Origin of the sequence: Plantactinospora sp. BB1 (assembly GCF_003030385.1) — a bacterium.
GTDB lineage: Bacteria > Actinomycetota > Actinomycetes > Mycobacteriales > Micromonosporaceae > Plantactinospora.
The window spans coordinates 7,262,401-7,272,855 of record NZ_CP028159.1 but is presented as its reverse complement, the minus strand read 5'-3'; the positions used below and the strand labels follow the sequence as shown (position 1 = coordinate 7,272,855).

General features: G+C 70.6%; 10 protein-coding genes. 7 read left to right on the top strand and 3 right to left on the bottom strand.

The genetic code is table 11. From position 1 onward, the window contains the following. Positions 1-311: 311 nt before the first annotated feature. Positions 312-512 carry an AlpA family transcriptional regulator gene (locus tag C6W10_RS31860; protein WP_234361497.1) on the bottom strand — a complete coding sequence of 67 codons (201 nt, stop codon included), beginning with the start codon at positions 510-512 and terminating at the stop codon, positions 312-314. Positions 513-1,058: 546 nt separating this feature from the next. On the opposite strand from C6W10_RS31860, the gene C6W10_RS31855 reads away from it, so the two are divergent. From C6W10_RS31855 to C6W10_RS31825, 7 genes are all read left to right on the top strand, one after another. Continuing rightward, complete coding sequence (locus C6W10_RS31855) at positions 1,059-1,601, top strand: hypothetical protein (protein ID WP_159104845.1); 543 nt, start codon at positions 1,059-1,061, stop codon at positions 1,599-1,601. A 186-nt stretch (positions 1,602-1,787) separates the two neighbouring features. After that, positions 1,788-2,069, top strand: a complete 282-nt coding sequence (locus C6W10_RS31850) for a DivIVA domain-containing protein (RefSeq protein ID WP_107262777.1) — start codon at positions 1,788-1,790, stop codon at positions 2,067-2,069. Positions 2,070-2,414: 345 nt separating this feature from the next. After that, positions 2,415-2,570 (top strand): hypothetical protein, encoded by a 156-nt coding sequence (locus tag C6W10_RS37640; protein ID WP_159104844.1) that lies wholly within the window; start codon positions 2,415-2,417, stop codon positions 2,568-2,570. Then, positions 2,567-3,655 carry a WXG100 family type VII secretion target gene (locus tag C6W10_RS31840; protein WP_107262775.1) on the top strand — a complete coding sequence of 363 codons (1,089 nt, stop codon included), beginning with the start codon at positions 2,567-2,569 and terminating at the stop codon, positions 3,653-3,655. The genes C6W10_RS37640 and C6W10_RS31840 overlap by 4 nt, the downstream gene beginning before the upstream one ends. 12 nt (positions 3,656-3,667) lie before the next feature. Next, entirely contained in the window at positions 3,668-3,958 is a 291-nt protein-coding gene (locus C6W10_RS31835) for a hypothetical protein (protein ID WP_107262774.1), read from the top strand. Between the two features lie 569 nt (positions 3,959-4,527). Next, the gene (locus C6W10_RS31830; RefSeq protein WP_234361496.1) at positions 4,528-6,228 is read left to right on the top strand and encodes an ATP-binding cassette domain-containing protein; all 1,701 of its coding nucleotides are present in this window, start codon (positions 4,528-4,530) and stop codon (positions 6,226-6,228) included. 297 nt (positions 6,229-6,525) lie between these two features. After that, the gene (locus C6W10_RS31825) at positions 6,526-7,725 is read left to right on the top strand and encodes a hypothetical protein (protein WP_159104843.1); all 1,200 of its coding nucleotides are present in this window, start codon (positions 6,526-6,528) and stop codon (positions 7,723-7,725) included. Positions 7,726-7,903: 178 nt separating this feature from the next. Here C6W10_RS31825 and C6W10_RS31820 read toward each other — a convergent pair whose 3' ends face one another. Next, complete coding sequence (locus C6W10_RS31820) at positions 7,904-8,716, bottom strand: SAM-dependent methyltransferase (RefSeq protein ID WP_369937298.1); 813 nt, start codon at positions 8,714-8,716, stop codon at positions 7,904-7,906. 150 nt (positions 8,717-8,866) lie between these two features. After that, a complete protein-coding gene (locus C6W10_RS31815) occupies positions 8,867-10,447 on the bottom strand; it encodes a PQQ-binding-like beta-propeller repeat protein (protein WP_107262771.1) in 1,581 nt (526 codons plus the stop codon). Between the last annotated feature and the right edge of the window lie 8 nt (positions 10,448-10,455).

Here is a 10,455-nt window from a genome sequence, read left to right as displayed (position 1 = left end):
CCCGACTTGCCACGGCGCCTGCCTTTTCCCTATGTAACGCGAGGCGATGCCCGCCACGGCTGCAGCCACGCCAGAGGAGCCGAGTGCCTTTGACGACTCTCGCCGACCAGTACCAGACATTGGGCGTGAAGGTTCGAAGGGTGATCGGAGTTCTAATCGAGGTGGGCGTCCTGGAGAGCCGACGGGGTGGCGTCTTCGGCACCGGTCGCCCCAACCGGTCGGCGTGTGCAGCACGCCGAGCCTGACCGGGGGCGCTCTTGACCGATGGCGTGCTGATGTCACCCGCCGGCGTCGTAGTGCTCTCCTGAGCGCTACTCCTCCGAGTCCTGAATATCAGGGCGGTGTTCCCTGATCCAGCGCTCGACGTCCTCGGCACGCCAGATGCGTCCGACGGACAGTACGGCCACCGGGTCCGGGAAGGACTTCGAGTTGGTGATCTGGTAGGCGCGGGTACGGGACACGCGGAGCATGTCCTGCACCTCCTGGCTCGCCACCAGCCGAAGCTCTCCCACGCGCTCACGGTAAGAGCAGGCGAACTGAACACACGTTCCCTGTGCAGATGCTCTCTTCAAGCGCCTCCTAATCGTGTACGCTGTGCATCTGTTCACCACTGATGAGCTGGGTGGGAGGGACATGGCTGGGTGGTGGAGGTGGTTCCTGCGGCGGAGGTCGGGTGCGGTTGACCCACTTCGACCGGCAAGACTCGACGACGTACCCGGTCAGCGGCAGTCGGCGAGGGCGGACGACATACCCGAGATTGTTGAGACCTCGCGGTGCGACCGGGCGTTCGTCTACGTGCGGCCGGGGGAGCTGCGGGCGGCGCTCGCCGCCAACCAGCGGACGGACCACTACCCCGTCACCCCACCGAACACGACGGCGCCCAGGCTCCACGGCTTTCGAACGACGACCGCCTGCAAGCGGCGGCGCCTCGGCTCCCGGGATGTACGGCCCGGGAGGTGTCGGGCGGCCGGTGGCCGTCGCGCGGTGCCCCGAACCCGCGTCGGCGGCACCGGCCGTCCTGGCGCCACCAGCGGACCCAGCTACGGAAGGAGACCGAGGTGACAGTGCCGGATGCGGAGACGGCAGAGATACCGGCGGGTGCGGAAGGTGCGGCGTGGACTGCGGAACTGGTCTGCGGCGAGTTGCGCGAGGCGTACTTGATAGTCGCGGCGGCGGCCGTGCTGCTCGACCGGGCCGGCGACGGCTCGGTGCATCCGGAGCTGCGCCGAGCGCGTCGCTGCGGCGAGGAGGCACTCAGTCTGGCTGGCCACGTCGAGCGGCTGCTCGGCAGCGGGTTGACGCAGCTCCGAGGCCAGATCGGCGACGGTGACGTAGCGAGCATCGGCCGGGTCGTCGGCTCGCTGAACGTGTCGCGTACCCGGTTCGCCGAGGCCGCCGAACGTCTCGCCGGCCTCCCTGGGCGGCTCCATGATGCCGAACGGCAGCTCCGGGAGACCGCCGACCCGCGATTGTGCATCGCTGACGTGACCCGGGACTGGTCCCGGGCGGCCGAACACCTCGGCCTGCTCACCGGGAGCCTGACCGAGGCGGTCGGCGCGCTGGCGTCGTACGCCGATCAGGTCACCGGCGCGAGCGCCTGACCAGACTCTCCCGGCCGCCATCCCCCGGTGGCCGGGAGCCGAGCTGGCCCGGGGCGGGTGCCGGGCTCCGGCCGTCGGCCACCCGGGCGGTCGACGGACGACCCCGCCCGCCTCGGTGCCGCTATCTGCGAAGGGACCCGAGATGGCAGCAGCAACCAGCGCACCGGCACCGACCGGACGTGCCGAGTGATCTATCGAAGCGGGCGACGGATGCTCCGCCCGGACAAGGTCCGCGTCAAACGGTTCGGCTCGCGGTGGCGCGGCCTCGACCCCGCCGAGGTGTACGCCTACCTGCGCGCCCTCGCCGACGAACTGGACCGGGCGTGCCAGGCGGAGTCGGTGGCCCGGCTTGAGGCGGAACGGCTCCGCCATGCGCTGGGGGAGTGGCGCTCCCGGCACGCCCGCTGCTGGTTCGTTGACCCGCAACGGCGAACCCCGCCCGGCACGCCCAATCGGGGCCCGTGGTGAGATCGTCTCCGCTCTCCCGGCGGAGCGCGGCCACGCCCCCGATGCGCGAAGGAGGCGGCGGTGCGTGTCCCGGTGACGATCCCCGACCGACTGGGACTGCCGGTAATGCCGGGCGCTGCTACCGTGCCTGCCATGAGCTCAGGGCGACCGCAGCGTAACGTATGGCGACGAGCATCCAGGTCAGGACAGGACCCGCGCGAGAGGTATCAGCAGGAGGTCGCGGCACTGCGGGAGAGTTCCTTCCGGCTGTTCCGCAACGCCCTCGCGAACGTAGCGATCTTCTTCGCCGTTGTCTCCGGGTTCTTGATCTTTTCGGGTGACGTCACGCCCACGACGCTGGTCCCGATGGCGTTGAGTGTCGTCGGTGGCGCCTTCGGCGTCTCCACCTACCTGGTTGGTGACCAACCGGTGCTCGCCCGTCGGCTGCTCGTCGCCGCGCTCGTCTTCGCCGCGCTCGGGCTGGTCGGCATGATCCTGGTGAGAGTGGTGATCGAAGCATGACCCTCGCCGTCGAGGCCGAAGGGCTGAACAGGTATGCCCGGCAGATCCTGCGGGCTCGGGACGATGTCACGGCGATCCGTGAGTACCTCGGCCGGTATGCCGACGCCGGCACCGGTGGCGAGCTGCACAATCTCGCCAAGGATGGGCACGAAAATGCGGTACGCGTCGTCGACGGCACCCTGAACCGGCTCATGTGCCTGCTGGACGTCTCGGCGCCCGAACTGGACCGGGCTGCCGCCTACTACCGTCGCACCGACCTCGACTCTGCGGCACGGGTCGACCGGACTCTGCCCGACACCGCGTCCCGGGCACCGACCCCGCTGGAGGCGGAACTGGCGGCCTACGACTGCCCGCCCCCGCCCTTCTCCGATGCACGCCAGGTGTCGATGAGCCTGGTCGAGCCGGGAGACGTCGACAAGCCACCCAACGCGCTCGGCTGGATGGACTACATCAGCCCGTCGTCCTGGGCCAACGCCGCGTTCGACGCGGTGTTCGGCTTCGACCCGTTGGGCTGGGTGCAGGAGCGGGTCTTCGGTGACTGGGAGGCGCTGGCACGGATGGAGCCGGTAGTCACCAACGTCGGCGGGGCACTGCACGCCGTCGCGCAGAACGTGCAGACTGGCGCAACAGCCCTGACGACGATCTGGCAGGGCGACGCCGGAAACGCCGCCTACAGATACTTCACCGACCTTGCGAACGCCGCCTCCGCGCTTCGGGGACCGCTCGACAAGATCGGAGACGCCTACCGGGGCGTCGCCGACGCGGTCTGGGCGATCGGTGAGGCGCTGACCGGCGTGATCAAGGCTCTGCTCGACGCCGCCATCATCGCCGGCATCGCGATCGCGGCAGGCACCGCTACCTCGTGGACCGGCGTCGGGGCCGTCGCCGGTTACGGCGTCGCGGCAGCCGAGATCGCCTACATGCTGCGCCTCTGGGGGCAGGCGACCGCGCTGTACCAGAACCTGTCGGCGGCGGTGAACAGCTTCCGAGCCCTGCTCGGGACGCATCTCAGCGGTCTCGAGTCCGTGACGCTGCCCGCGTTGCCCGGAGGCGGGGGCTACGACCACCCGCTCGTCCAACGATAGAGGTCGAAGACTGTGACGGATGAGTTTCTGGACCTCACCGGTGGCGACGTCGGCCGGAGCAAGGCATTGCAGGAGAACCTGTCCCGTCTCGCCAAGGAGTCGGACGGACTGCTGCGGGAGATGGCAAAAGCGGTACTGGCGGGAGAGCTGACCCTGCGCGACGCGGCCAGCAACGACGTGTACGGCGCAGAGCTGATCGATCGCTCTCGGGACTTCTGGACGACGTATAAGGAGATGAGTCCCGAGGAGCAGGCAGATCTCGCCGCCCGCGGTCAACAGCATCTCGATGAGCTGGCCGACTAGGCATGAGGGCGGCGGTTACCGAATCCGGTTACTCCGCACCCTCGCCGACGAGTAAGACCCTCTTCCGCCTCAACCGACTGCCACACCTCCAGCATTCGCCGTGCCTCCTGTTCTGCTGTCGACCAGCGGCATCTGTCAACAGCGGAATCACCGTCTACAGCGTGGCCGCTCCGATCGCCACAGAGGCCATCGGCTACGGTGCCGGAAGAGGGACCCCGAGATCCTGCTGTTCGGCGAGCACGTCGGCTCGACCCTGTCGATCTGCTACGAGCGGAGGCCCGGCTGACCACTACCTGCGTACTCCCGATTGCCGCCGCCGGAAGGGAGCTATACCACCGCGACCAGCCCGCACTCCGTTCCGAGGTCAGCGGCCGTGGTTGGGCGCGACCGGCCTGGTTCGCTATGGTTGACGGCATGCATTCCAGCATCGCCGCGATGAGGCCCTGGTCCCGCCGCTGACGGCGGCAGGGTTGACGCGACTGTGAGCTAGCTCTGTTCCGCCGTCCTGGCGTTCCTGCCGGGCGGCGTCTTCGTGCTGCCCGGCTCCACGACGAGCCGAAGAGCAGACAGTGAACAATCTTGACCTGCACTCATCACCAGACTCGACCATCCCGTCCGATTTCGCGTGGGGTGGCCGGCTGCCGGCCGGTGACCGGGCGCACATCCGCGCCGACGGCGTACGGGTCGTACTCGGCGGACGGGTCGTACTCTCCGACGTGAGCGTGACCGTCTCCGCCCGCTCCCGCCTCGCCATCGTCGGCGAGAACGGGCGGGGCAAGACGACGTTGCTACACGTGCTGACCGGAATGCTTCCGCCCGACCAGGGCACGGTGGAGCGGATCGGCACGATCGGTGTCGCCCGGCAGTCGCTGGAGGCGCGCGACGGGGAGACGGTCGGCACCCTCGTGCTCGGCGCCATGCGGGAGTCCCATCGCGCCCTGCGGGCCCTCGACGACGCGGCGACGGCGCTGGCCGAGGGGAGGGAGGGCGCCGACTCGGCGTACGCCGCCGCACTCGACGCGGCCACCCGGCTGGATGCCTGGGACGCGGAGCGCCGCGTCGACGTGGCGTTGGCCGGGCTCGACGCCTGCACCGACCGGGACCGCCCGCTGTCGACGCTCTCGGTCGGGCAGCGCTACCGGGTACGCCTGGCCTGCCTGCTGGGGGCGCGGTACGACCTGCTGATGCTGGACGAGCCGACCAACCATCTCGACGCCGAGAGTCTGGCGTTTCTCACCGTACGGCTGCGCCAGCATCCGGGCGGGGTGGTGGTGGTCACGCACGACCGTGCCCTGCTCGACGACGTGGCCGTGGAGTTCCTGGACCTCGACCCGAGCGACGACGGCCGACCGAGGCTCTTCGCCGGCGGCTACCCGGGTTGGCAGGAGGGGCGTCGGCGCGAGCGCGAGCGCTGGGAGCGGGACTACGAGGCTCAACGGGCCGAACACCAGCGACTGGCCGACGCGGTGAGCGAGGCGCGGCAGCGCCTCAGTACCGGCTGGCGTCCGGAGAAGGGGCACGGCAAGCACCAGCGCCAGTCTCGGGCCCCGGGAGTCGTCCAGGCGCTCCGGCGCCGGCAGGAGGACCTGGACGCCCACCAGCTCACCGTGCCCGAGCCGCCGCTGCGCCTGCGTTGGCCGGACCTTTCCACCCGCCCCGGGACGCCGCTGCTGCGCTGTCACGACGTCACCGTGGCCGGGCGGCTGCGCCAGGGTGTCACGCTCACCCTGGACGGCGGGGACCGGCTGCTGGTGACCGGGCCGAACGGGGCGGGCAAGTCGACACTGCTCGCGGTACTGGCCAAGGCTCTCGAACCGTCGTCCGGCGAGGTCCGCCACCTCGCGCGGGCCCGGGTGGCGTACCTCGGGCAGGAGGTGCCGGCCTGGCCGCCGAACGCGCTCGCCCACGAGCTGTACGACCAGCACGTCGGCCAACTCCGGTCCCGGGGACAACTGCCCGACCGGGATCACCTGGCGCTGACCGCGACCAACCTGCTCGACCGGGCGGCCCTGCGTACCCCGGTCGGCCGGATGTCCCAGGGCCAGCAACGCCGGTTGAACCTCGCGCTGCGGCTCGCCGGGCGACCCGATCTGCTGATCCTCGACGAACCCACCAACCACCTGTCGGCGCCCCTGGTCGACGAGCTGACCGCCGCCCTGCTGGAGACCCCGGCCGCCGTCGTCGTCGCCACCCACGACCGTCGGATGCTGCACGACCTCGCGGCCTGGCCGACGCTGCCACTCGGCACCAACACCAGCGAACCGTCGTGACCCGCCCCGACCCGACCCGCCCCGGCCGGGACGCCCCGGCCGGGACGCCCGCGCCCCGACCCCGATCGCTGACCGGCACGTTCAATCGACCTCCAGTTGCCCTCCAGTCCGGACTGTGAGCCTGGCCCGCACACGTACCTCGGACACGGAGGAAGCATGAAGCGGATTGGCAGGGTACGGAGAACGTCGTCGGCAACGGGAGCGGTGGCGGCCGCCCCGACGCGGACGGGTCGGGCGTTCGAGGGGGACGCCCGGGTCAACGCGGCCGGCACGAGCCACCGGGCCGGACCGGAACCGGTGAGGTCACGCCGAGGTTGGCGAAGGAGCGGGGCGCCGGCCCTGGCTCTGGCCCTGGCTCTGGCGCTGGCCGGGGCGCTCGGGTACGCCGGGCCGGCGTACGCCGGTGTCTCCGGAGACGACGCCGCACCGGGTTTGCCGGCCCGGTCGGCGGTGGTCGCGCCCGGCGTCTCCGGGGTGGCACCGACCGCCGCCATCCGGCCCGCTGGCCGGCGTTCCACGGCCTCCGCGGCGAGCGGCACCGGCAGCGGGATCACCCTCGGAAAGCCGAAGGCCGGCCCTGCCCCGCGCATGGTCGCCGACGCCCAGGACGATCCTCCGACCTGCGTGCCGTACATCAGCCGGCAGGTGACCCTGAACGGCACCGCCCTGGCCCGGGTCGACTACCTGGCGGAGATCGTCTGCAATTTCTACCTCGCGGGTGCGGGCCAGGCGTACCTGATCGAGCGGACCAGCGGTGCCAGGTACAACGGCTCGGTCGTCGCCGCCGCCGCGCCCTTCGCCTTCTCCTCGTCCTACTACGGCTACAGCCTCGGGGCGGTACTGATCGACGGTCGCATCTACGACGGCGGTCGCCAGTTGGAGATCGGCTTCGACCTGGCGCTCCAGACGTTGAACGGGACGCCGTGGGGCGGGTGCTTCGCGTTGCCGGCCGGGCAGCGTTACCTGTCTCCGTGCTACGGCCTGGGTACCCCCACCCTGTCGGTCTCGCTGGGGTCGGGAGTGTTCAGTACGGGTCTGCCGGCGTACAACCCGGCGGCGGCGATCCGGGACATCCCGGCGATCGACCTGCTCACCTTCCACGTGGGCGGGCAGTCCGATCCGGCATCGACGGCGCGGCAGAACATCGTGGACACCGCGGCCGGGTTGCCGGCCAGTACCAGCGACTTCAGCCATGTCGGCCGGACCAGTGTGAACCTCGACCTCGACATGCTGCGGGGGATACTCAGCCTGCATCTGTCGAACGGTTTCAACTTCCGGGTGACCGCGATCGCGGGTAGCCGGCACGGCGCGAACTCCCGGCACTACGCCGGCAAGGCGTTCGACGTCGACACGATCAACGGCACCCGGGTCACCAGCACCAACCCGTTCAACCAGGCGTTCAAGGACGCGTGCCGCGCCTATGGCGCCACCGAGGTGCTGGGGCCGGGGGACGACGCGGACCACGCCACGCACATCCACTGCGCCTGGCCCCGCTGACGGCTACGCCAGGGCAGGACACCCGCCATCGGGCGGACCGGTGCGGAGGACCCTCGTGGTCCTCCGCACCACCGGGTGGACGGCTCCCCGCCGGCCGCCGGGCTGCCGACGTCGGCCTGTCGACCCGCCGCCCTGGCGCCTCGTCGACCCGTCGCCGCGGTCCTGCCCGGCGATCGCGCTACGGCTTGCGTCCGACGGCGCAGTACTGGTCGATGATGTGGGTCGGGGTGTCGGGATCCTGCCTCCACTCGTTCACCGACACCACGCCGGGCTCGACCAGTTCGAGGCCCTCGAAGAGGCGGGCGATCCGTTCGGGGCTCCGCAGGTGGTATCTCGGGTTCGCCGAGATGTTCCAGATCCGTACGGCCTCGGTGTTCGCCTCGCTGGTGTCGCTGCCGTCGTACATCGCGAGGTAGCTGCCGGAGGGCAGCGCAGCCATGATGCCGTCGATTATCGACTTCGCTTCGTCGTCGCTCTCGACGTGCCCGAGGATCCCCATCAGGAACAGCGCCACCGGCTTGGTCAGGTCGAGGGTCCTGGCCGCCTCGCGCAGAATCGTCCCGGTGTCCCGCAGGTCGGCGTCGACGTAGTCGGTGGCGCCCTCCGGGCTGCTGGCGAGCAGGGCCCGGGCGTGCACGAGTACGAGGGCGTCGTTGTCGACGTAGACGATCCGGGCGTCCGGCGCGATCGACTGGGCGACCTGGTGGGTGTTGTCGGCGGTGGGCAGCCCGGTCCCGATGTCGAGGAACTGGCGCACGCCGGCCTCGGCGACGAGGTACCGCACCGCGCGGACCAGGTACGCCCGGGACAGCCGTGCGCTCTCGGCGAGTTGCGGAAGGGCCTGGATGATCTCGTCACCGACCGCGCGGTCGGCGGCGAAGTTGTCCTTGCCGCCCAACAGATAGTTCCAGATCCGGGCTGTCTGCGGGACGGTGGTGTCCATCTTGGAGATTGCCTGCTGCTCGCCGGTCGTGGCCGAAGTCTCTGTCACATCCGCAACTTTCGGGTGAGGGACGACGCTGTCGGATCGGCACCAGGATAGCCGGGGAGATCGACGGAGCAGAGACGGCCGGACCCGCCCCGTGCGGCATCTCCTGCCGCACGGGGCGGATCCTGGCTCCGGATCAGCGGTCGGTACCGGTCACGAACCCGTACCGGTGGTGGTGCTTGGCAGCCGGAAGGAGTAGAAGGTGGTGCTGGCGGCGCCGAGCCGCTGGTACCCGTTGCCCCAGTAGAGCCTGCCGTCGACGATGGCCGGGCCGGCGTTCGACGCCCCCGCGCCCTGGTACTCCCAGAGCACCTCGCCGTCGTCGGCGTCGAGGGCGTACATGTAGCCGTTCAGCGAGCCGTAGTAGACGACGCCGTTCGCCGTCGTCGCCGGGCCGACCGCCAGGCCGCCGTGTGGTTCCGGTACCTGCCAGAGGATCTCCCCGGTCGCCACGTCCAGCGCGCCGAACGAGCTGTAGTCGATGGTCTGCCCGTCGGGCAGCTGGTACGGCTCCCGGTCGTAGTTGGTCTCCGCGAAGAAGATCCGCTTGCCGTCGTTGGCGGTGCCCCACTCGATGCCGCCGAGCACCGAACCCGGGCCGACCGAGGCGCTCCAGATGATCTCCCCGGTCAGCGCGTCGAGCATCCAGAACTCGCCGCTCTTCTGGCCGGCCCCCACCGCCTTGCGGGGTCGCCCGTTCGGGCCGGGGATGGTGAAGAGGTGGGTGCCGTCGCTGGTGTCGTGGTCCGGGCCCGGGTTGGGGCAGTTGTTCGGTGGGAACCCGGGTATGCAGGCGAGATTCCATTCGTCGAACCGGGGTGGCCCGGTCGACCACTTGATCTTCCCCGTCGTCATGTCCATCGCGACGATCGAGTCCTTGGCGTTCCAGGCCGGCAGGCACTCCTGCGGCGTGCCGCCGGCTTCCTGGCACTCCCGGGCCGAGGCCGGGATCGAGTAGTTCTGCCCGGTGCCGACGTAGACGGTGCGGCTCCTCGGGTCGATGGTCGGGGTGCTGCCCCAGACCGACGCGCCGCTGAAGACGTCGCCACCCGCGCCCTGGTCCGGCAGGGTGTGGCTCTTCCACCGGATCTTTCCGGTGGCCGCGTTGACCGCCACCAGGCTGCCCCGGAAGGTGCAGCAGTCGTAGGCCGGGTCACCGGCGTTGAGGAACTCCAGCGAGGAGACGCCCTGGTAGAGCACGCCTCGGTGGATGGCCGGCGACGAGGTGAGAATCGCGTCCGGGTGGGTGTCCATCGCGGTGTTCCAGCGCAGTTCGCCGGTCTCGGTGTCGATCGCGAGCAGTCGGGCGCCGGCCTGGGTGCCGAGGTAGACCGTGTCGCCGGCCACCACCGGGGCGGTCCGGGAGAAGGTGCCGGCGACCCCGGCGAGTTCGGCCACCGAACGGGACCAGATCACCTCGCCGGTCGCCGCGTCGACCTTCCAGAAGGTGCCGCCCCAGTCCGGGAAGTAGACGGCGCCGTCGACCACGGCGGGGGTGGCCGAGACATCGCCGCTGGTGGTGACGCTCCAGGCGACCTCCAGGCCGCCGACCGTCGCGGGGGACAGTAGGCGCTCGTCCGGGTTCGACCGGGTGTTGCGGATGTCGTGGCCACCCATGGACCACTCTGCGCCGCCCCGGGCGCTCGCCGGTGGTGCGTGGATGACGGGTACGAGTGCCACCACGCACGCCACGGCCAGCGCGGACGCGGTGGTGATCCGCCGAACATCGCTCATCGTAGACC